Origin of the sequence: Halobacterium bonnevillei (assembly GCF_009831555.1) — an archaeon.
GTDB lineage: Archaea > Halobacteriota > Halobacteria > Halobacteriales > Halobacteriaceae > Halobacterium > Halobacterium bonnevillei.
This window is the reverse complement of the sequence record NZ_WUUU01000005.1, coordinates 16,082-37,676: the sequence shown is the minus strand read 5'-3', so window position 1 is coordinate 37,676 and position 21,595 is coordinate 16,082. Positions and strand designations below refer to the sequence as shown.

Genomic DNA, 21,595 nt, shown 5'->3' with positions numbered 1-21,595 from the left:
TGCGGGTGGCCCGCTTCGATCTCCCAACCCCTGCAGCCGCCGCGTGCCCGACTCCCTCGATTCCGTCTGGCTCGTCTCAGGACGCGGGTTCGTACAGCGTGAACGTGTCGTCCCGACCGACGGAGCCGACCCACAACGCGCCGTCCGGGCCCGCTTCGACGACGATCGGGTTCCCGTTCGGTTCGATGACGCTCGGCTCGGGGCGGAGGAACTCCGACACGTACACGCTGTCCTCGTCGCGTCCGATGGGGACGAACGCTATCTTGCCGGCGAGACCCACGACGACGCCATCCGCCATGTCGAGTTTGTCCGTCGTCTCGACGCCCGTCGACTGGACGCCGTCAAGGATCCACAGCGGATCCGTGACGTCGTCCTCGGGGGGACTCGAGTCGAACGTGCCGTACTCCGGATAGCCGAAGTCTGCGCCGTCGGTGATGTGGAGGAGCGACTCCCAGACTTTCGACCGCATCGACATCCCGTCGTTGTTCGCACCGAACAGGTGGCCCTGCTGGTCGAACGTGAGGTCGTAGACGTTCCGGAGCCCGGTGGCCACGATTTCGACGTCCGACCCGTCGGGTTCGAAGGAAAGCACGGTCCCGAGATACTCGTGGTTGGGGTGGTCCGAACTGCTGGGCTCGTAGTGCTTCCCGTCGAACATCTCGGGGTACTTCTGCCCGCCGAGGTGTCCGATGGAGAGGTGCAGTCTCCCGTCCGGCCCGGTCTCGATCTGGTGGAGGGCGTGGTCGCCGTTCACGACTGGCAGGTCCGAAAGTATCGTGCGCCGATTGCTGAGCGAGCCGTCCGGTTCGACGTCGAAGGCCAGCACTTTCCCGTTTGATTCCTGTAACACCTCGTACCCTTCCTCCTCGCCGTACTTGCCGCTCGCCGCGGCCCCGTTGTCGACGGTGTAGAGCGTGTCGCCTGAGACCTCGACGCCCTGGGGGAACTGAATGCCTGCGGCGACCTCGGTGAAGCTGAGGGACTCCTGCTCCGGGGCGGGCTGTTCGAATCTGAATATCCGCCCTTCAATTGAGGTCACGTACCCGTCGCCCCGGTCGCTGAAGTCCAGGGCCGTCGGGAAGTAGGGTGCTTCGAACGTCGCTCGCTGTCGGAACTCCGAGATCTCGCTCGCTGCGCCGTTCGAGGATTGCAGGAAATCGTCCAACAGCGAAAACCCACCCGTGAAACCCGCCGTGGCGATTCCCAGGCTCACGCCGAGCACAGATCGTCGCGTCCTCCGGTAGTCGGTGGTCTCGATGCTCCCGTTCCGGGCCGTGAGGCGCCTGACGCCGGCCTGTACGACCGGGATGAGCCGGCGCAACAGGTAATCCGTCGTGACGACGCCCGCGACGGCTGTCAGGAGGAGGTACGATCGCCCCGCGAGCGACCCGTGAGTCAGCCCGCGGACGAGCGAATTCGTCAGTCCCTCGAACTGGAACAGGAGCAGGTACAGTCCCACGATTGCCCCGGTCCCGGCCTCGAAGATACCCGTGAGGTCGTCCGACTGGCGGCGGAGGTCGGCGGCGCCGTAGACCAACAAGGCGACTGCCACGGCCGCGACGTATGCCATAGCAATCGTATATATTCTGTAAGCGATTGGCATGTCACAATTAGATGGCGAATCGGGTGACTGTCAATTCTTCGAATCGTCGCGTCCGGTTGTCGACGTCAGATTCGACGACCACGCGAACCCGGAGAAGCGAATCCAGGTTTCTGGCAGGCTACAGTACGTTCCGCACGTACCCAGCAGTCGCCGTTCCAGACGCTGCCGTCGGTTTCGGGGTGGTCGAGAATGAGCGCACGCCGGCCGGCGAGTCGCACGTCTGGGCCACGCCATCGTGCAACTGAGCGGTATCGGACGGCGGACCTCGAGGGCAGTGCTCCCAGCTACTGACAGTCGGAGGTAGGTATAAGCGGCGGTGAAAGTACAGCGACGTACGTCAACAGCGAACAATGGTGGACCGAAACAGGCAGTTCGGGACCGTCGGTGTACCGGGGAACTCACAGCAACGGAGGACGCGGTGATCATGGCAGAGATAGACCTCCTCTTGCTCGCGTTACTCCCGTTGGTCGCCATCGCGGTCCTGATGGTCGGCCTCTACCAGCCAGCGACGAGGACCATGCCGTTCGCGTGGGTGCTCGCGGCAGCAGCGGGCTACGTCGGCTGGGAGATGACGCCGACGATCATCGCGGCAGCGTCCATTCGCGGCGCGCTCACCGCCACCCGGATCCTGGTCATCGTGTTCGGCGCGATACTCTTGTTGTACACGCTGAAGGAGTCCGGGGCGTTCGAAGTCATCAACGCAGGGTTCGCGTCTATCAGCCGGGACCGGCGCGTCCAGGTCGTCCTGCTCGTGTTCCTCATGGGGTCGTTCATCGAGGGTGCTGCGGGTTTCGGGACGCCCGCGGCGATCATCGGCCCCCTCCTGGTCGGGCTCGGGTTCCCGCCGCTGGCCGCGGTCGTGGTGGCGCTGACCGGGAACATCCTCGCGATCACGTTCGGCGCAGTCGGCACGCCGCTCGTCATCGGGCTTCGCGACGTCGTGTTCGCGGAGGGAACCGAAGCCGCACAGGAGATCGTCACCCAGGGTGGATTCGAAACTGTCGGCGCGTACGTCGCACAGGTCGGGTTCTGGGCGGCAGTCATCCACGCCGTCGTCGGTGTCGCGATCCCGTTCATCGGCGTGGCGATGATGACCCGATTCTTCGGCGCGGAACGCTCCATCCGACCCGCGCTCGAGGTCCTCCCGCTGACGGTGTTCGCGTGGGCGTCGTTCGCGATTCCCTACGTGGCGACGGCGTATCTCCTCGGGCCGACGTTCCCCGCCCTGCTCGGGTCGATGGTCGGCCTCCTCGTCGTCACGTCGACGCTCCGAGCGGGCTATTTCCTGCCGGAGGACCCGTGGGAGTTCGCTCCCCGCGGGGACTGGCCGAGCCACTGGGTCGGCAGCATCGAACCGGGACAGGGCGTCGGCGGGTCGAGTGGAACGTCGACCGTCGCCGCAGACGGTGGTCCCACCACGAGCGACTACTCCGATTTGCACGACCAGGACATGTCCCTCGGGGTCGCCTGGGCACCGTATCTCCTCGTGGCGCTGCTCCTGGTCGTCACCCGGGTCGTCGACCCGCTCCAGACGTTCCTCTCCACGACCGGCGTGCTCGCGTGGAACAACATCCTCGGAACGCCGTTCTCTGAGGGCATCGAACTGTTGTACCTCCCCGGGTCGCTGTTCGTACTCGTCGCGGTCGCGACCTACCTGCTCCACGACATGGACCGCCGGGAGATCAGCGCCTCGTGGTCGGAGGCGCTTCGCAACATCGCACCGGCAACGGTGGCCCTCTGGTTCGCAGTCGCGGCCGTCATGATCATGCAGCGGTCCGGTGACCCCGTCGTCCTCGAGGCCGCCAGCGCGTCCAGCGGGATGCTCGGGCTGCTCTCCGAACTGACCGCCGATGCTACCGGTGGTCTGTTTCCCTTCTTCTCGGGGCTCATCGGCGCGTTCGGTGCGTTCATCGCCGGGTCGAACACGGTCAGCGACATCCTCTTCGGCCTCTTCCAGTACGAGGCCGCTCAGCAGGTCAGTGTCCCGACACAGGTCATCGTCGCCGGCCAGGCCGTCGGTGGTGCAATCGGCAACCTCGTCGCCATCCACAACGTCGTCGCCGCGCTGACCGTCGTCGGACTCCTCGGTGAGGAAGGCCGGGTCATCAGACTCGAGCTCATCCCGCTGCTGTACTACAGTGTCGCCACGGGGCTGCTCACGCTGATCCTGGCGTACGTGGTAGTCCCGGGGGCGTTCTGAGTCCGGGCTCTCGTCGGTTCTGGACGTCCCGATGGCTCACGTGTTATAAGCGCCTGGGGGGCGTACCGGTCCGTAGGGAGCACGCATGTACGACACCATTCTCGTTCCGACGGACGGTAGCGAACACGCGCACCGCGCGACCGAACACGCGCTGTACTTTGCAGACGTCTTCGGGTCGTCCGTCCACGCCGTGTACGTCACAGAGCAGGAGCACGCTGACGAGGGCGAGGACCCAGCGGAGCGGGCAGAACGCCTTCTCGCCGAGGTGGAGGCGGCGGCCGGTGACCCGTCGCGCGTGCGGACGACGGTCCTCGAGGGCGACCCGGCGGACGCCATCGTCGAGTATGGCGACGAATTCGGCGCGGACCTGCTGGCGATGGGGACTCACGGCCGCACTGGCGTGAATCGGTACGTCGCGGGGAGCGTGACAGAGAGTGTGTTGCGTCGGTCGGACGCGCCGGTGCTCACGGCCCGCGCGACCGAGCGCGGGTTCCCGGAGGCCGGCTACGACGACATCCTGGTGCCGACGGACGGCAGCGAGGCGTCAGCGACCGCCCTGGAGCACGCGATAGAGATCGGCGGCGCCGTGGACGCGACGCTGCACGCCGTCAACGTCGTCGACGCGGGCGGCGCTCGCGCGTCGCCCCGGTTCACACTGCCGTCGGAGATGTTGACGGAGTTCGAATCCATCGGCGAGGCTGCGACCGAGGAGTTCGCAGACAGCGCTCGAGACGCGGGCCTCGACGCGGTCAGCGTGGTCCGGGAAGGGGCGGCGGCGTCGTCGCTGCTGTCGTACGTCGACGAGGAAGGCATCGACCTGGTGACGATGGGGACTCAGGGACGGACGGGAATCGACAGGTACCTCCTCGGGAGTACGACCGAGCGTCTGGTCCGCCACTCGCCCGCACCGGTCGTCGCGGTCAACGCGCGCGAGGAATCCGACTGAGTGGTTCGAGACCGCGCGACGCGGTTTTTCAGAGCGGCGGAGCGTTGCCGCTCCATTCGGGCTTCCGGGTGACGCACGGCGCCCGGCTCATCGTCGTTCTCAGCCGGTGGGAATTCGGGTGGATAGTTTGACGGTCCGCGACAAACCCCCATACATGTACGATCGAATACTGTTACCCACGGACGGCGAAGCGGGAGCCGAGGAAGCGACGCGCCACGCTGTCAACCTCGCGTCCGCCTGCGACGCGACGCTGCACGCGCTGTACGTCGTCGACGAGGACGTCGTCGGCTCCTACCCCGGAGACGAGTACGTCCACGAACACGAGGGCGCGGAGGCAGCGCTCGAACAGGTCGGCGAGGACGCGCTCGCGGCCATCGAGGACGCCGCCGCGAGTGCGGACATCGACGTGACGACCGCCCTCCGACACGGCTCTCCAGCCACCGCCATCGTGGAGTACGCCGACGAGGTGGACGCGGACCTGGTCGTCGTCGGGACGAAGTCGCGGCCGGGCGACTACCGACAACTCCTGGGGAGCGTCACCGAGCGCGTCGCCAGGCTGACCGAGCGGCCCGTGACCATCGTCAAAACGGAACTCCCGGTGGAGTGACCACCGGCGGCGTCACAGGAACGCCAGCGCGAGCAAGGACAGGAGAACAGTGTGCCAAACGACGACGGCCGCCGTCACGCGCCGGTCGGTCCGCGGCACGGGCGGATTCCGGAACAACCCCGCGTAGACGAACACGGTCGCGGCGACGCTCCCCGCCGCCAGCCCGGTCACGACGGCCACTGGCGTGAAGAGGCCTGCGAGACCGCCAGCGAGCAGGCTGACGGCGATTGCGGCGAGCACGCGGTCGTAGTACGTGACCGACCGACCGCTCTGGTGGGACATGTTCTCCCTACAAGGAGAGACGGTCCCGGGGCGGATAAGCGCTTGCCGCGGTGGTCTGTCGGCAGGAATCTGCGGGCGAGCGTCTGGTTCTCCAGCGGAATCGAACCCGACTACTCCTCGTTCTCTCGTACGGTCAACACGGGTACGTCCGCCGTCCGGACGACGCGCTCGGTGACGCTCCCGAGGAGCGCGCGGTCCAGGCCGCGGCGGCCGTGTGTCCCCATCACGATGACGTCGACGTCCTGGTCGTCGACGTACTCGAGGATGGTCTCGTAGGCGCCGCCCTGCTGGACGACGCCGACTGCCTCGACGGTCCGCTCTTCAGCCTTCTCCACGGCGTCGTCGACGACCGCCTCGCCCTGCTTCGTGAGGGGGTCGACGACGTCGTCCTCGAAGGTGACGGTGCTGTACTCCGTCGTGTCCGCGACGTAGAGCACGTGGAGTCTCGCGCCGTACCGGTCTGCGAGTTCGATGGCGTGCGGGACAGCGGCTGCGGCGGCGTCACTGCCGTCGGTCGGTAACAGGACGTTGGCGTACACGACCGGGGTTTGGGACTCGGGTGTCTTAAACGGGAGTGACGAGGATTTTTGGTCTCCGGCCGAAACCCACGTCCATGACCGACCCTCACGTCGTCGGCATCTGTGGCAGCCTCAGAGACGACAGCGTCTCACGAATCGCCCTCCAGCGCGCGCTCGCGGCCGCCAGCGAGCGCGGCGCCGAGACCGACCTCCTGGACCCCCGACACCTCGACCTCCCAATCTACGACCCGGACGGCGACGACCCGGAGGACGCCGTCGAACTCGCGCGACGCGTGCGCCGGGCCGACGCCGTCCTCCTCGCGACGCCGATGTACCACGGCAGCTACTCGTCGCCGCTGAAGACAGCGCTGGACTACTGCGGGTTCGACGAGTTCGAGGACAAGACCGTCGGCCTCGTCGCCGTCTCCGGCGGGAGTTTCCCCATCACCGCGCTCGAACACCTCCGGTCCGTCCTCCGCGCGCTCGACGCCTGGGTGCTCCCGTACCAGGCCGCGGTCCCGAACGCGTCCTCCCGCGTCGAGAACGGCGAGTTCATCGACTCCGACCTCGAGGACCGCGTCGCGACCCTCGGCCACCGAGTCGTCCAGTACGCGAACATCGAACCGGACCCCGGGTCGTTCGAGAGCGAGCAGAACACCGGCGCGGACTGACTCGGTCCGGGGGTTCCCGTCGCGTCCGGGCGCGGGAACGACCCCCATTCGGCGGGAGATGAGCAAGGGTTTTGCCGCCCCGCGTTCCGGTGTTCGGGCATGCACGCCATCACGAACTCCGGGTGGGTCGAGATCATCACGGGGTCGATGTTCTCCGGGAAGACGGAGGAGTTGCTCCGGCGACTCCGCCGCGCGGAAATCGCGGGCCAGTCCGTCGCGGCGTTCACGCCCGCCATCGACGACCGGTACGGCGAGGCCACGCTCGGCTCACACGCCGGCCGCACGTGGGAGGCGACCGTCATCGACACCACGGCAGAAGGCGTCGCGAAGATTCCCAGCTACCTGAACGGCGAGGACGTCGTCGCCGTCGACGAAGCGAACTTCTTCCCCGGCGAACTCGTCGAAGTCTGCCAGGAACTCGCCGACGACGACCGGCGCGTCGTCGTCTCCGGCACCGACCAGACGTACCGCGGCGAGCCTTTCGAACCGATTCCGCAACTGATGGCCGTCGCGGAGTACGTCGAGAAGTTCCAGGCCATCTGCGCGCAGTGCGGCGAACCGGCGACCCGGAACCAGCGCCTCATCGAGGGCGAACCCGCTCACTACGACGACCCCACAATCATGGTCGGCGCCGAGGAGTCCTACGAGGCGCGGTGCCGGAACTGCCACGTCGTCGAACGGGACTGATTCCGCGATGACGACCTGGATCGAACCGGACGGCGGCCGCCAGCGCGGGCCCGTCGGCCTCGCGAAGTCGTTCACGCAGGTGCTCGTGAACCCGCGGACGTTCTTCGCGGAAGCCGTCTCTCCGGGCGACCAGGCGCCCGGCCTCGCGTTCGCGATGGTCGTCGTCCTCGTCGAGGAAGTCACCCGGCTCGCCCTCTACCCAGACCGCGCCCTCGAGTTCCCCGCGCCGCGCGCCGTCGCCGCCGCGCTCACCGTCGCGATCGCTGTCCTGCTCGTGACTCCTGCCGCCCTCCACGCACTGTCCGCGGTCGAGACGCTGTTGCTCGTGGCCGTCGCACCCGAACGCGGCGGGGTCAGCGAGACGGTGCAAGTGCTGGCGTACGCAAGTGCGCCCTGCGCGTTCGTCGGCGTTTCCGTGCCCGCTGTCACCTTCATCTGCGGGCTCTGGGCGTTCACCCTGCTCGTTCTCGGCACCCGGGTCGTGCACGGACTCTCCGTTCCGCGCGCACTCGCCGCCGCAACCCCGCCCGGCGTCCTCGCGTACGGGTCCGGATTCGGGTGGTTCGTCGCCACAGCCGACCTGTTCCCGTGGACCGCCGACTACATGCCGTGGGTCGACCGGACCGTCCAGGCGCTCCCCGCGCTCGGATTCTGAACGCGTCAGCGGTGCGCGGTGTTTAACTCGTGGCCCGCGAACGCCCGAACGTGCTCAACATCAACTTCTCCGACTTCATGATCGAACTGAAGGAGGGCTCCATCAAGAACGTCGGCCCCGCGAACAAGACGGCGGAAGCGAAACTGTTCGACGTCGAATCCGCGCAGGCACGCGAGTTCGGGGACAAGCGCGTGAAGTTCGTCTTCGAGGACGACGACGGCAACGAAGTCCAGGTGTCGCTGTTCCCGGAGGACGTCCGCGACGTGATGGACGACGTCGCCGCACTCGAGGACGACAGCCGCGTCTTCGAGTGACGCCGCCGGGTTCGAAGGCCAGGTCGCGGCGCCCAACCGCCGGCCTCGACACAGGCGAGTCTGTAGCCACAGCGCGCCGTTCCCGGCCGGTCCGACCCCGGGGGACTTTCGATAATCGTTTACGGGAGCACCCGCTTTCTCGAAGCAAATGGGTACGTGTATCATCTGCGGCTCCTCCACTGACGGTCGCGTCTGCAGCACGCACGAGGAGGACGTCGCGTTCGAGTTCCGTGGCAATTCACCAGCAGAGCTGACGCCGGGCCGCTACTACCGCGGCACCGTCGACGGCTTCGCCGACTTCGGCGTGTTCGTCGACATCGGCGACTCAGTCACCGGGCTGCTCCACCGCAGCGAAGTCCCCGGTCGCCTCGAATCGCTTGACTGGGACGCCGGCGACCAGGTCTACGTCCAGGTCACCGACGTTCACGACAACGACAACGTCGACCTGGGCTGGTCGATTCGACAGGCCGACCGCGACTTCCGCGGCCACCTCGTCGACGACCCCAGCGCGGACTCCGACGCCGAACTCCCCGAAGAGTCAGCGTCCGACTCCGAGTCCGAGTCGGACGCCGAGGACGACGACGCGGCGTCGGAGACCGAACAGGGAACCGCGGACGGCGGGACGCCGGTCGCGGACGACGACTCCGACTCCGAATTCGAGTTCGAGGGCGATGACGAATCGACGGACGAGGAGACTGCTGCTCCCGAACACGCCGACGAAACCCCGTCCCAGGGCTCGGAGCAGACCGAAGTCACTGAGCGCGCAGTCCGCCAGCCCACAGCGACCGACGCGTCCGACGAACCCGAAGCCGACGAAACTGCGGAGGCCGCGGGTGAAGACGAGGACGTCGAAACGGACGCGGACGACGAATCCCGGCCGAAGCGCGTGCCCGTCGCCGACCTCGAAGACTACGTCGACGACCGCGTCACCGTCGAGGGCGAACTCGTGAGCGCACGCCAGACCAGCGGGCCGACCGTCTTCGAACTCGCCGACGAAACCGGCGCCATCGACTGCGCCGCGTTCGTCGAAGCCGGCGTCCGCGCCTACCCGGACGTCGAAGCCGGCGACGTGGTTCGCGTCGTCGGAGACGTCGAACGCCGCCGCGGCGAACTCCAGGTCGAGACCGAGGACCTCGAAGCGCTCGAGGGCACGGACGCCCAGACCGTCGAAGCCCGCATGGAGGACGCGCTCCACCAGCGCGCCACCCCCGAGACCACCGACCTGCTCGCCGAAGACTCGGCCGTCGAAGCCATCACGGACGACCTCGTCGACGCCGCGACGGCCATCCGCCGCGCCGTCGTCGAAGCACGACCGGTAATCCTCCGGCACACCGCGACCGTCGAAGGCTACGTCGCCGGGACCGCGATCGAACGCGCACTCCTCCCCCTCATCCGGGACGAGCACGCCCGCGAGGACGCCGAATACCACTACGTCGACCGCCGCCCCCTCGACGACGCGTTCTACACCATCGACGACGCCACCGGCGACGTCACGAACATGCTCGAGGCCGCCGAACGCCACGACGAGAAACACCCGCTGTTCGTGCTCGTCGGCGCCGGCTCCACGAGCGAGTCCACGGACGCGTTCGAACTGCTGGACATCTACGACGCCGACGCTGTCGCCGTCGACGGCGGCTACACCGACGACGCCGCGGGCGCCGACGTCCTCGTTAGCCCGACGAAAGCGGGCGAAGACCCCGTCAACACGGGCGCACTCGGTACGCAGCTCGCCGCACTCGTCAACACTGACGTCCGAGAAGATCTCGCGCACCTCCCGGCGGTCGCGTACTGGGCCGACGTTCCGGAGGCGTACGCTGTCCTCGCGGACCAGACGAATTACAGCGCGGACACCCTCGAGAACCTGCGGGACGCTATCGCGCTGGAAGCGTTCTACCAGTCCTACGAGGACAAGCGTGAACTCATTTCGGACCTCCTGTGGGGGGATGCCGACGACTCCCTCATCACGCACGTCTCCGACCAGTTCCGCGAGCGCCTCGAGACCGAAGTCTCGACCGCCGAACCGCACCTCTCCGTGCGCGGCGAGGACGGCGTCGCGTTCGAGATTCTCGACGTCGACGACTACACCCACCAGTACGACTTCCCACCGGTTGACCTGCTGCTGGACGAACTCTACCGCCGCCGCGACCGCGCCGACGTCCTCGTCGGCGTGAGCGGGGACGAACTCCGCGTCCGCAGCGGCGACACAGTCGACGTCCACGCCGTCGGCGAACGTCTCGCCGACGAACTCCCCGACGCCGGCGTCCAGCCGCGGGGCGCCCGCGACGGCCGCATCGAGTTCCTATCCGGCGAACAGGACGCCGTCGTCGACGCCGTCGTCGACGCCATCGCCGACCAGTTCGCCTGACCGTTCTCGCGGCCAGAGACGTCCCCGTACGTTCAAGCCACCCGTCGACAATGCTGACGTATGCGCCCAGAGAACCAGTGGTTCACGCCTGAGGAACTCGCAGCGGTCAGGAACCGCTTCGTCGCCGTGCTATTCGTCTTGGTCGCCGTCCCTCTGGTAGCGGGCGCGGTCGTGGCCGACCTGGTAGTCGGCGGCGTCGTGGCGGCGGCGGTCCTCGCTCTCACTGCGTTCCTGGTCTGGTACAACCGCGCGTTCGAGCGGTCCGCAGCGCTGCGGTTCACTGCGGACGCCATCGAGTACCGACGCGGCGTCTGGTACAAGCAACACAGCGAAGTGCCCTACAGCCGCATCACGAACGTCACGACCAGCCAGGGCCCGATCCAGCGCATGCTCGACGCCGGCTCCCTCGAGGTACAGACGGCTGGCCAGTCCGGGCAGGCCGGCGCCGAACTCGCGGTGTCCGGGCTCCCGGATTACGAGGCCCTTAAAGAGCAACTGATGGAGAACGCCCGGGCGGTCCACGGGGACGCGACCGCTGGCCGCTCGACGCAGACGGCGACGCGGTCCGACGAGTACGAACTGCTGTCGGAGGTGCGGCGCATCCGCGAACTGCTCGAGTAGCAACGACACGCTTTTTCGCGCTCGGGCGCTTTCGTCTCGTAATGAGTGCGGACGCCGACAGCGCCTTCGAGGCCGCCTGCGAGGAGCTCGTCCAGCGCATCCTCGACGGCCAGGTCGGCCGCGACGACGTCGAAGCCGCGAAGCTCGAAGTGTGCTCGGAGTACTCCGCGGCGAAAGTCCCGAAGCACTCCGAGCTACTGGACTACGCCCCCGACGGCCGCCGCGAGGACCTCGAGGACGTCCTCCAGCGCAAGCCGGTCCGGACAGCGTCGGGTGTGACGCCCGTCGCGATCATGACGAGCCCGCACATGTGCCCGCACGGCAAGTGCCTGTACTGTCCGGGCGGACCGGCGTCGGAGTTCTCCTCCAGCCAGTCCTACACTGGGCACGAGCCAGCGGCCGCCCGCGGTGTACAGAACGACTACGACCCGTACGGACAGGTGACGCTACGACTCCACCAGCTCCGGGAAATCGGGCACCCCGTGGACAAGGTCGAACTGATTCTCATGGGGGGCACGATGACCGCGCGCAGCCACGACTACCAGGAGTGGTTCGTGAAGCGCGCGCTCGAGGCGCTCAACGACTTCGACCCCGAGCAGGAGCCCGCGCCAGCCGAGGACAAGTCGTTCGCCCAAGACCCCGACGAGTACGACTTCCGGTACCTCGAGGACGTCGTCGCGGACAACGAGTTCGGCGACATCCGGAACATCGGGACGACGTTCGAGACGAAGCCGGACTGGTGTGACCCCGAGCAGGTCGACCGCATGCTCGATCTCGGCGGGACGAAAGTCGAGGTGGGCGTGCAGACGACCTACGAGCGAATCAACCGCGAGATGCACCGCGGGCACGGCGTGCAGGCGTCGATCGACGCGAACCGCCGGCTGCGGGACGCGGCGTTCAAGGTCGGCTTCCACATGATGCCGGGCCAGCCCGGGATGAGCGAGGAGATGTGTCTCGAGGACTTCCGCCGGCTCTTCGAGGACGAGAAGTGGCGGCCGGACTACCTCAAGATCTACCCGACGCTCGTAGTCCGGGACACTGTCACGTACGACATGTGGCGCAACGACGAGTTCGAGCCGCTGCACAACGAGGAGGCCGCTGAGCTCGTCGCGGAGATCAAGGACATGATTCCGCGGTACACGCGCCTCCAGCGCGTCCAGCGTGACATCCCCGCGGACCACATTGACGCCGGCGTCTGGAAGTCGAACCTCCGACAGCTTGCCTGGCAGCACATGGACGAGCACGACTACACCTGCGAGTGCATCCGCTGCCGGGAAGCCGGGATGAACGACGAGGACCCCGAGAACGTCGAACTCGACGTCATGACGTACGACGCGGCGGGCGGCACGGAGCACTTCGTCAGCTTCGAGGACTTCGACAAGGACCTCCTCGTGGGGTTCGCGCGACTGCGCTTCCCGAACGACCCCGTGCGGGACGAACTGGAGAACGCGGCCCTGCTCCGCGAGCTCCACGTCTACGGGAGCGAACTGGGAGTCGGCGATTCAGCCGAGGCCGGGAAACACCAGCACCAGGGCTACGGCCGCCGGCTGATGGCGCAGGCTGAGGAGATGGCCGCCGACGAGGGGTTCGACAAGCTCTCCGTGATTTCCGGCATCGGCGCGCGCCAGTACTACAAGCAGAAGCTCGGCTACTTCCAGGACGGCCCGTACGTCAGCAAGCACCTCTAAGCGGGTTGCAGAACCGGGTTTTGGGCTTGCAGGCGGCGACTGCTTCTCGCGGGACGTGTGCCGCGCTCACCGTACCGAACAGGAGTTCGGCTCGGAGCGTCCCGCGGCAGTATTCAGGTCACAAACCGGGTTGCTCACGGTCTAGTATTTGAACGTTCGTAACTGCAGGCTGCACAGCCCACAGTGCGAGAATCCGCGTGCGAGCGGTCCGAAGGACCCGAGCGAAGCGGTTCACCGCGCGACCGAAGGGAGCGCGGGCGCCGTGGATCCCCGGCAGGGGGTCCGACGGTGCTTTTCCCCCAAGTGTTTCCGAGTGGGGCGCGCTACGCGCGCCCCACGCAGAGCAAAAAGTGGGATTACAGTAGGCCGCCCGGGGTGGCGCCGCCAGCGACGGAGTGGGGGACGGTGAGCGGGCTGATGCTGATTTCGTTGTCGACGCAGGCGTGGCGGTCGGTGCCAGCGGGGTCGGGGACGTCGCGGTCGAGGAATTCGTGCCAGAAGCGGTCCTCGATGTTGACGCTGGATTCGGAGACGGTGGCGCGGAGTTCGTACTCTTCGGTGGGGCGGGTGACGCGTTTCACGGGGTCGTTGGCGTATTCGGTGGCGGGGGCGTTGATGGAGAGGTAGTCGGCCGTGGGGAGGACGGTGCCGTCGTGGAAGCCGGGGAGGACGTCGGCGACGGTGTCTGCGCAGGTGTGGAACTGGTCGTAGTGGGGTTCCCAGTCGCCGGCGGGGTCGAACTCCCAGTCGTACATGGAGACGGCGATGGCCGGGAGGCCGAGGAAGGAGGCTTCCATGGCGGCGCCGACGGTGCCGGAGCGCGCGAGGATGTGCGCACCGAGGTTCGGGCCGTCGTTGCAGCCGGAGACGACGATGTCGGGGGTGACGTCGAGGGCGGCGACGCCGAACGCGACGCAGTCGGCGGGCGTGCCGTGGACGGCGTACCCCTCTTCGCGTTCGTCGTACTCGATGCGTTCGAACGTGCGTGTCTGGCCGGTCCCGGACTGTTCGCGTGCAGGGGCGACGATGGTGACGTCGTGGCGGTCGGTGAGGCGGTCGTAGAGGGCTCGAATGCCGGGGGCGTCGATGCCGTCGTCGTTCGTGAGGAGGACGGACAGCGAGTCGCTCATTGTCAGCGGTAGCGACTGAGTGAGTGTATTGGTTGCGGTCGCACACCGCGACTCCGCGTGGTTCCGTCGGTCGCGACCGTGGCCTGCGGGTTTAAACCACCAGCGGGTGACAGCAGTCGTATGCTGGAGCAGTGGTTCCTCGACGTCGCAGGCGCGAACCCGGTCATGCAGGCGTTCGTGGGGGGACTGGTCATCGCGGGGTTGAATCTCCTGGGCGCCTCGCTCGTGTTGGTGTGGCGGGACCCGTCTCAGTGGTCACTGGACGGCGCGCTCGGGTTCGCGGCCGGCGTGATGCTCGCCGCGAGTTTCACGAGCCTCATCCTCCCCGGAATCGAGTTCGGTGGCGCGAACGGCCTGCTGGAAGTAATCGTGGGCATCGTTCTGGGGGTGGTGTTGCTGGACCGCGCGGACCGCTGGGTGCCCCACGTGCACGTCCTCATCACCGGTCGACAGCGTAGCGACCAGACCATCCCGCAGGCGGACCTCGCACCCATCCTGTTGTTCATCGTGGCCATCACCATCCACAACATGCCCGAGGGCCTGGCGGTCGGCGTCGGATTCGGGAGCGGGAACGTCACGGAGGGGCTCTCACTGATGCTCGCCATCGGTCTCCAGAACATCCCCGAAGGGTTGGCCGTCTCCGTCGCAGCCGTGAACGCAGGATTCGATAGGCAATCCTACGCCGCGTTGACCGGTATCCGGGCGGGACTCGTGGAGATTCCCCTGGTGTTACTGGGTGCGTGGGCGGTCTCGGTTTCCGGGGCCATCCTGCCGTACGCGATGGGGTTCGCGGCGGGCGGAATGCTGTTCGTCATCAGCGACGAGATCGTTCCGGAGACGCACTCGAACGACAACGAGCGAATCGCGACGCTCGGACTGATGGCGGGCGTCATCGTCATGCTGTACCTCGACGTCACGCTCGCAGGGTAAGTCACATTCACCGGAGAGGCCCCGGTCTGGCGTCGGCTCGGAGTAACCTGGCAGAGGCCGTTCCGCGACGTGGAGTTCGACGACGACTGCGAGCGCCGGCAGGGGGTGTAGTTGGACGTGGCGGCGGCTGGTGGTCGAACATTGCCTGGTGGATGCGCCGTCAGCCGTTCTCGGCTGCTCGCCGCATCACGAACAGCGACGTCGGGACGCTGGCCGCCACCAGACCGACCACCCCGCCGATGAGCGGTTCCGCGTCGAACGCCGGCGCCAGCAGGTAGCCGGCGACGAACCCCAGCGGGTCCAGGACGGCCGCGAGAACGACGATCTGCGCCTGGAACGACATCGAATCGAACTTCCGTGCGAGTTTGCTCGCCATGGGCGGACGGTCGCCGATTTTCGACGGGAGCACCTAACGGTACTGGCGCGCTCGCAGCCCGCGAGAATACGGTACTGGCGGCCCGGAACGCGGCTCACGCAGCTCGCTCCGAGAGACGACGGTGTCGTTTCTCGGCAGCTCGAAAGCGCGCCTTGTGTTCTTTCGGTGACTGCACTCCGCGTTCGCGCTACCGTGCCCTCCCGCTGGTCGGGCACGCGTACCGTAAGGCAGAGGGCGCCCCCACCAGTAAACGGGTGGTATGGACCAGAAGCGGGAGCTGACGAGCGTCGACCTCGTCGCCCTCACTGCCGAGCTGAACGACCTCCAGGGGGCGAAAGTCGACAAGGCCTACCTCTACGGCGACGACCTCCTGCGATTGAAGATGCGAGATTTCGACCGCGGGCGCGTCGAACTGCTCGTGGAGATCGGCGACACGAAGCGCGCGCACGTCGCCGCGCCCGAGCACGTGCCCGCGGCGCCCGGCCGGCCGCCGAACTTCGCGAAGATGCTGCGGAACCGCCTGTCGGGCGCGGACTTCCACGAGGTCCGCCAGCACGGCTTCGACCGGATTCTGGAGTTCGAGTTCCGCCGCGAGGACCAGGACACGACCATCGTCGCGGAGCTGTTCGGCGAGGGGAACGTCGCCGTCGTCGACCAGAACGGCGAAGTCGTGGACAGCCTCGACACCGTCCGCTTGCAGTCCCGGACCGTCGCGCCGGGCGCCCAGTACGGGTTCCCGAGTGCGCGCGTGAACCCTCTGGAACTGGAGTACGAGGCGTTCGCCGCGAAGATGCGGGAGTCCGACACGGACCTCGTTCGCACGCTCGCCACGCAACTGAACTACGGCGGGCTCTACGCGGAGGAACTCTGTACGCGGGCCGGCGTCGAGAAGACCATGGACATCACGGAGGCGGGCGAGGACGAGTTCCGCGCGCTGTACGACGCCAGCGGACGCCTCCTCGAACCCGTCAAGGCCGGCGAACTCGATCCCCGTGTGTACTTCGAACCGGCGGACGGCGATGGCGACGACGCGGAGCGCGGGCAGCGCGTCGACGTCACGCCGCTGGCGCTCGAGGAGCGCTCGGACCTGCCGTCGGAGGCGTTCGACACGTTCAACGACGCGCTCGACGACTACTTCACGAACCTCGACACGACCGAGGAAGAGGAGAGCGGCGAAGCGGTGTCCAGACCGGACTTCGAGAACGAGATCGAGAAGCAAAAGCGCATCATCGAGCAACAGGAGCAGGCCATCGAGGACTTCGACGAGCAGGCAGAACGCGAGCGCGAGAAGGCCGAATTACTGTACGCGCAGTACGACCTCGTCGACGACATCTTGTCGACGGTCCGTGACGCCCGGGACGCCGGCCACGGCTGGCAGGAGATCGAGGCGACGTTGGAGGAGGCCGCGGGCGACGTCCCGGGCGCGGACGCGTTCCGCGGCGTGAACGAGTCCGAGGGCACCGTCCGCGTCGAACTCGACGACCACACAGTAGAGGTGGACCCCGAGTTCGGCGTGGAGAAGAACGCCGACCGGCACTATAAGGAAGCCAAGCGCATCGAGGAGAAGAAGGAGGGCGCCCGCGCCGCCATCGAGAACACGCGCGAGGACTCGAGGCGGCAAAGCAGCGCCGCGAGGAGTGGGAGGCCGAACCCGAGGAGCGCGATGTCGATGGCGAGGAACCGGAGGACATCGACTGGCTGTCGCGGTCCTCGATTCCGATCCGCCAGCAGGAGCAGTGGTACGAGCGGTTCCGCTGGTTCCGGACGTCGGACGGCTTCCTGGTGCTTGGCGGTCGGGACGCCGACCAGAACGAGGAACTCGTGAAGAAGTACATGGACCGTTACGACCGCTTCTTCCACTCGCAGGCTCACGGCGGCCCGATCACGGTGTTGAAGACGTCGGCGCCGAGCGAGCCGTCGGCGGACATCGAGGTGCCGGAGGCGAGTAAGCGCCAGGCCGCCCAGTTCGCGGTGTGCTGTTCGTCCGTCTGGAAGGAGGGACGCGGCGCGGGCGACGCCTACATGGTGATGCCCGACCAGGTGTCGAAGACGCCCGAGAGCGGCGAGTACCTCGAGAAAGGCGGCTTCGCGATTCGCGGCGACCGCACGTACTTCCGGGATCTTCCCGCCGAGTGGGCGGTCGGTATCGCGTGCGAGCCGAACACGCGCGTGCTTGGCGGCCCGATCGAGGCCATCACCGACGACGTGGAGACGAGCATCGAAATCGAGCCCGGTCGGTTCGCGCAGGGCGACGCAGCCAAGCGCATGTACCGGGCGTTCCGCGAGCGGTTCGCCGACGAATCGTTCGTCCGGAAGGTCGCCAGCCCGGACGAAATTCAGAAGTTCATGCCGCCCGGTGGGAGTCGGATTCGGGACTAGGAGTCGTCGTTTTTCGGGGGCGTTCTGGTTGTGCCTCGGACGGCGAGGCGACCCGGAAAGCCCCGGGCCGCTCGCGTCCGCTGCCGGCTGCTCAAGTGACGACGGGTGGGTTGTACGGGTCTGATGGGGGCGCGCGTGGACTGCCTGGCGTGCATCGGTGACGGGAGTTGCCGGAATTCACCGAGCGGCAATCCGGCGAACTGAGAGTAGCAGGACACTAAAGCGTCCCCCGCCTCCGTTCGCGTATGCAACTGAAGGAGCGCCACCACGTCGAGGGCGGCGGCGAGCGCATCACGCTCGTCCCCGAGAGCCTCGACGACCTCTGGCACCTCGCGTACGTCCTGGAGCCGGGGGACCTCGTGGCGGGGGACACGCACCGCCGCATCCAGCGCAACGACGACCAGATGCGGGACACGGGCGGCGAGCGCGAGCACATGCACGTCACCATCGACGTCGAGGACGTGGAATTCCACAAGTTCTCGAACCGCCTGCGGGTCGCGGGCACCATCGCGGACTGCTCGCGGGAGGACCAGCTCGGGCTCCACCACACGCTGAACGTCGAGGAACGCGAGGAGATCGCGGTCGAGAAACACTGGAAGCCCGACCAGCTAGAGCGGCTGAACGAGGCCGTGGAGGCGACCGACCAGCCGGACGTTGCCATCGCCACCGTGGAGGAGGGCGAGGCTCACATCCACGTAGTCCAGCAGTACGGCGTGGACGAGCAGGGGTCGTTCACGGCGACCACCGGCAAGGGCGAGCAGAACGACCGCGGCCGCGACGAACTGTTCGCGACGCTCGCCGACGCGCTCGCACGCATGCAGACCGAGGCCATCATCCTCGCCGGCCCGGGGTTCACGAAACAGGACGCCTTCGACTACGTCACCGAGGAGTACCCCGACCTGGAGGACAAGATCACGATGGTGGACACGAGCGCGGTGGGCGGCCGCGGCGTCCACGAGGTGCTCAAGCGCGGCGCCGTCGAGGAGGTCCAGGAGCAGACCCGCATCGCCGAGGAGTCCGAACTCATCGACGAACTCACCACGCAGATAGCGACCGAGGGGAAGGCGGCCTACGGCGTCGATGCCGTCGCGGAGGCGGTGGAGTACGGCGCCGTCGAGACCCTCCTCATCCTCGACGAGCGCCTGCGGATGGAGCGTGCGGGCGAGGGCGACTGGGACGTCGACGTCAACGAACTCGTGACGAAGGTCGAACAGCAGGGCGGGGACGTCACGGTGTTCAGTCACGAGTTCGCGCCTGGCGAACAACTGAAGAACCTCGGGGGTATCGCGGCGGTGCTGCGCTACCGGTTGGCGCAATAATTGCTGCAAGACGGCGGGCTGAGTCTCAAATGTTGTAATCGGGGAAAAGTGGTATATGTGCAAGACTAATACGCGGGCCGCATGGCGACAAACGGACGCCCGCGCATCACCGAAGACGTTCGGCGCGGGGTTGAAGGCAGTTCACTGGCAGACAGCATCGGTTTGGACGAGGCAGAGGTGGCGTGGCGCAAGGAGTTCACTGGCATCGGCGCCGAGGAGGAGGCAGCCCTCGGTGACGAGGCCGACCTCTTCGCCTCAGTCGCGGACGAACTCGTCGGCGACTTCTACGACCACCTGCAGTCCCACGAGCGGACGACCGACATCTTCGGGCAGTCGACGAAGACCGTCGAGCAACTGAAGGAGACCCAGACGGAGTACCTGATCGGCCTCGGCCGCGGCGAGTACGACCGGGAGTACGCGGCGGAGCGTGCTCGCATCGGGAAGATCCACGACATGCTCGACCTGGGACCGGAGGTGTACCTCGGGGCGTACACGAGGTATTACGAGGGGTTGCTCGACGCCCTCGCCGAAGACGTCACCGCAGGCCGCGGCGAGGCGGCCACCGAGGCCGTCGAGGCGCTCGTCGAGCGGTTCCTGCCGATGCTGAAACTGCTGACGTTCGACCAGCAGGTCGCGATGGACACGTACATCGACTCCTACTCCCAGCGACTCCAGTCCGAGGTCGACCGGCGGGAAGAAATGGCGAACACGGTCGCGGAGGACGTCGAAGCACCGCTGTCCTCGCTCGTCTCGACGTCCCAGAACGTCGCCGACCGGACAGACGAGATGCAGGCACTCACCGACGACCAGGCCGACCGGATGAGCGACGTCGCGCGCGAGATATCGAGCGTCTCCGCGAGCATCGAGGAGGTCGCCGCGACCGCCGACGACGTCCAGGAGACGAGCCGTGACGCCGAGGAACTCGCGCGCCGGGGCGAGACCGCAGCCGACGACGCGCTGGAGATGATGGCGGACATCGACGACGCGACGGATGGCGTCACCGGCGACGTCGAGCGGTTGCGGGAGCGGGCCGCGGACGTCGAGGAGGTGACCGGCGTCATCGACGACATCGCCGAGCAGACGAACCTCCTGGCGCTGAACGCGTCCATCGAGGCGGCGCGCGCCGGCGAGGCCGGCGACGGGTTCGCCGTCGTCGCCGACGAGGTCAAGCAGCTCGCCGAGGAGTCACGCGAACAGTCCACGCGCGTCGAGGAGATGGTCGAGCGCATGCAGTCGGACACCGAGGAGACCGTCGAGCAACTGGACGAGATGAACCGCCGCATCACGGAGGGCGTCGAGCGCGTCGAGGAGGCCATGGAGACGCTCGGCGAGATCACGGAGGCCGTCGAGGACGCGGCGACCGGCGTCCAGGAGGTGTCGGAGGCGACCGACGAGCAGGCCGTCAGCACCGAGCAGGTCGCCGGGATGGTCGACGCCGTCGACGACCGCGCGGGCGAGATCGCGGACGCACTCGAGGACATCGCGGACGCGACTGACCGCCAGGTACAGACCGTCGAGGAGGTCCGGGAGACCGTCTCGCAGTTGACCTAGGTCTCGACTTCGAGGCCGTCGCGAGCGACTGTTATCTCGCCGTCGAAGTGCTCGGCGACCGACGCGCGCATCTCTTCGTGTTTGCCGTTCGTGTGCGGGTAGAGGTGGGTGAGGTAGAGTTCATCGACGGCAACGCCCGCCAGCGATTCGCCGAGCTGCGTGGGCGTCGGGTGGTTCGAGACGTCCACCTCGTCGGGGAACGAGCAGTCGTGGACGAGCACCGGACAGCCGTCCGCGAACTCGGCCATGCCCGCGAACGCCTCGGTGTCCGCGCTGAACGCGAGTTCGTCGTCGAACTTGTACGCGAGGCCGGGCATCGAGTGCCGCGTCTCGATGGCGTCCACGTCGAAGCCCGCCACTTCGAAGGCCCCGACTTCGACGTCGCGGAGCGTCAGGTCGACGCGCCCCTGGAGGTAGTCGTGGACGTCAAGCAGGTCCGTGACCAGCCCCTTCGTCCCCGTCGGTCCGACCACGGTCAGGGTCTCTTCGCCGGCGAGCCATCGGGCTTTCAGGAGCGGGAGGAGGTCGCTGACGTGGTCGAGGTGGTGGTGCGTCAGCAGGACGGTGTCCACGGCCTCGTAGCCGGCGTCGGTGCGCGCGAGCGTGTGCAGGACGCCGCTCCCGCAGTCGACGAGCAGGCGGCTGTCCGATTGTTCCAGCAGGAGGCCGGTCTGCATCCGGTCGCCTGTCGGCATCGCCGACCCCGTGCCGAGAAACGTCAGTCGCATACCGAGAACCCGGTCTGCAGGCGGG

At 67.4% G+C, this 21,595-nt stretch carries 19 protein-coding genes and 1 pseudogene; 14 read left to right on the top strand and 6 right to left on the bottom strand.

The features are described from left to right. Positions 1-76: 76 nt before the first annotated feature. The gene (locus GRX66_RS01920) at positions 77-1,552 is read right to left on the bottom strand and encodes a PQQ-dependent sugar dehydrogenase (RefSeq protein ID WP_159525007.1); all 1,476 of its coding nucleotides are present in this window, start codon (positions 1,550-1,552) and stop codon (positions 77-79) included. Between the two features lie 475 nt (positions 1,553-2,027). Here GRX66_RS01920 and GRX66_RS01915 point away from each other — a divergent pair, with 475 nt between their 5' ends. The 3 genes from GRX66_RS01915 to GRX66_RS01905 all read left to right on the top strand — a co-directional run bounded on the left by GRX66_RS01915 (position 2,028) and on the right by GRX66_RS01905 (position 5,356). Next, entirely contained in the window at positions 2,028-3,803 is a 1,776-nt protein-coding gene (locus GRX66_RS01915) for an L-lactate permease (RefSeq protein WP_159525006.1), read from the top strand. 85 nt (positions 3,804-3,888) lie between these two features. Continuing rightward, positions 3,889-4,749, top strand: a complete 861-nt coding sequence (locus tag GRX66_RS01910; RefSeq protein WP_159525005.1) for a universal stress protein — start codon at positions 3,889-3,891, stop codon at positions 4,747-4,749. 154 nt (positions 4,750-4,903) lie between these two features. Beyond that, entirely contained in the window at positions 4,904-5,356 is a 453-nt protein-coding gene (locus GRX66_RS01905) for a universal stress protein (RefSeq protein ID WP_159525004.1), read from the top strand. Positions 5,357-5,368: 12 nt separating this feature from the next. On the opposite strand, the gene GRX66_RS01900 is transcribed toward GRX66_RS01905, so the two are convergent. Both GRX66_RS01900 and GRX66_RS01895 read right to left on the bottom strand, forming a co-directional pair. Next, positions 5,369-5,638, bottom strand: a complete 270-nt coding sequence (locus GRX66_RS01900; protein WP_159525003.1) for a hypothetical protein — start codon at positions 5,636-5,638, stop codon at positions 5,369-5,371. Between the two features lie 110 nt (positions 5,639-5,748). Beyond that, the gene (locus GRX66_RS01895) at positions 5,749-6,177 is read right to left on the bottom strand and encodes a universal stress protein (RefSeq protein ID WP_325063911.1); all 429 of its coding nucleotides are present in this window, start codon (positions 6,175-6,177) and stop codon (positions 5,749-5,751) included. Positions 6,178-6,251: 74 nt separating this feature from the next. Between GRX66_RS01895 and GRX66_RS01890 the strand changes: the two genes are divergently transcribed. The 7 genes from GRX66_RS01890 to GRX66_RS01860 all read left to right on the top strand — a co-directional run bounded on the left by GRX66_RS01890 (position 6,252) and on the right by GRX66_RS01860 (position 13,157). Beyond that, complete coding sequence (locus GRX66_RS01890) at positions 6,252-6,827, top strand: NADPH-dependent FMN reductase (RefSeq protein WP_159525002.1); 576 nt, start codon at positions 6,252-6,254, stop codon at positions 6,825-6,827. 99 nt (positions 6,828-6,926) lie between these two features. After that, on the top strand, positions 6,927-7,514 hold the full coding sequence (locus GRX66_RS01885) for a thymidine kinase (RefSeq protein WP_159525001.1): 588 nt from the start codon (positions 6,927-6,929) through the stop codon (positions 7,512-7,514). A gap of 7 nt (positions 7,515-7,521) precedes the next feature. Continuing rightward, complete coding sequence (locus tag GRX66_RS01880) at positions 7,522-8,169, top strand: YIP1 family protein (protein WP_159525000.1); 648 nt, start codon at positions 7,522-7,524, stop codon at positions 8,167-8,169. Positions 8,170-8,246: 77 nt separating this feature from the next. Continuing rightward, positions 8,247-8,483: a hypothetical protein gene (locus tag GRX66_RS01875; RefSeq protein ID WP_159525024.1), complete on the top strand. Its 237-nt coding sequence runs from the start codon at positions 8,247-8,249 to the stop codon at positions 8,481-8,483. Between the two features lie 148 nt (positions 8,484-8,631). After that, positions 8,632-10,848: an OB-fold nucleic acid binding domain-containing protein gene (locus tag GRX66_RS01870; protein WP_159524999.1), complete on the top strand. Its 2,217-nt coding sequence runs from the start codon at positions 8,632-8,634 to the stop codon at positions 10,846-10,848. A 60-nt stretch (positions 10,849-10,908) separates the two neighbouring features. Next, entirely contained in the window at positions 10,909-11,469 is a 561-nt protein-coding gene (locus GRX66_RS01865) for a PH domain-containing protein (protein WP_159524998.1), read from the top strand. Positions 11,470-11,510: 41 nt separating this feature from the next. Continuing rightward, a complete protein-coding gene (locus tag GRX66_RS01860) occupies positions 11,511-13,157 on the top strand; it encodes a tRNA uridine(34) 5-carboxymethylaminomethyl modification radical SAM/GNAT enzyme Elp3 (RefSeq protein ID WP_159524997.1) in 1,647 nt (548 codons plus the stop codon). A 356-nt stretch (positions 13,158-13,513) separates the two neighbouring features. Here GRX66_RS01860 and surE read toward each other — a convergent pair whose 3' ends face one another. Beyond that, positions 13,514-14,287 carry a 5'/3'-nucleotidase SurE gene (gene surE, locus GRX66_RS01855; RefSeq protein ID WP_159524996.1) on the bottom strand — a complete coding sequence of 258 codons (774 nt, stop codon included), beginning with the start codon at positions 14,285-14,287 and terminating at the stop codon, positions 13,514-13,516. A gap of 120 nt (positions 14,288-14,407) precedes the next feature. On the opposite strand from surE, the gene GRX66_RS01850 reads away from it, so the two are divergent. Next, a complete protein-coding gene (locus GRX66_RS01850; RefSeq protein ID WP_159524995.1) occupies positions 14,408-15,217 on the top strand; it encodes a ZIP family metal transporter in 810 nt (269 codons plus the stop codon). Between the two features lie 160 nt (positions 15,218-15,377). Here GRX66_RS01850 and GRX66_RS01845 read toward each other — a convergent pair whose 3' ends face one another. Beyond that, positions 15,378-15,593 (bottom strand): hypothetical protein, encoded by a 216-nt coding sequence (locus GRX66_RS01845; protein WP_159524994.1) that lies wholly within the window; start codon positions 15,591-15,593, stop codon positions 15,378-15,380. A gap of 259 nt (positions 15,594-15,852) precedes the next feature. Here GRX66_RS01845 and rqcH point away from each other — a divergent pair. The 3 genes and pseudogenes from rqcH to GRX66_RS01830 all read left to right on the top strand — a co-directional run bounded on the left by rqcH (position 15,853) and on the right by GRX66_RS01830 (position 20,842). Then, positions 15,853-17,972: pseudogene (gene rqcH / locus GRX66_RS01840) on the top strand (ribosome rescue protein RqcH). Positions 17,973-18,217: 245 nt separating this feature from the next. Next, positions 18,218-19,291, top strand: coding sequence for an mRNA surveillance protein pelota (locus GRX66_RS01835; protein ID WP_159524993.1), 1,074 nt, complete (start codon positions 18,218-18,220; stop codon positions 19,289-19,291). Positions 19,292-19,372: 81 nt separating this feature from the next. After that, positions 19,373-20,842 carry a globin-coupled sensor protein gene (locus tag GRX66_RS01830; protein WP_159524992.1) on the top strand — a complete coding sequence of 490 codons (1,470 nt, stop codon included), beginning with the start codon at positions 19,373-19,375 and terminating at the stop codon, positions 20,840-20,842. On the opposite strand, the gene GRX66_RS01825 is transcribed toward GRX66_RS01830, so the two are convergent. After that, entirely contained in the window at positions 20,839-21,570 is a 732-nt protein-coding gene (locus GRX66_RS01825; RefSeq protein ID WP_159524991.1) for an MBL fold metallo-hydrolase, read from the bottom strand. The genes GRX66_RS01830 and GRX66_RS01825 overlap by 4 nt on opposite strands. Positions 21,571-21,595 lie beyond the last annotated feature (25 nt).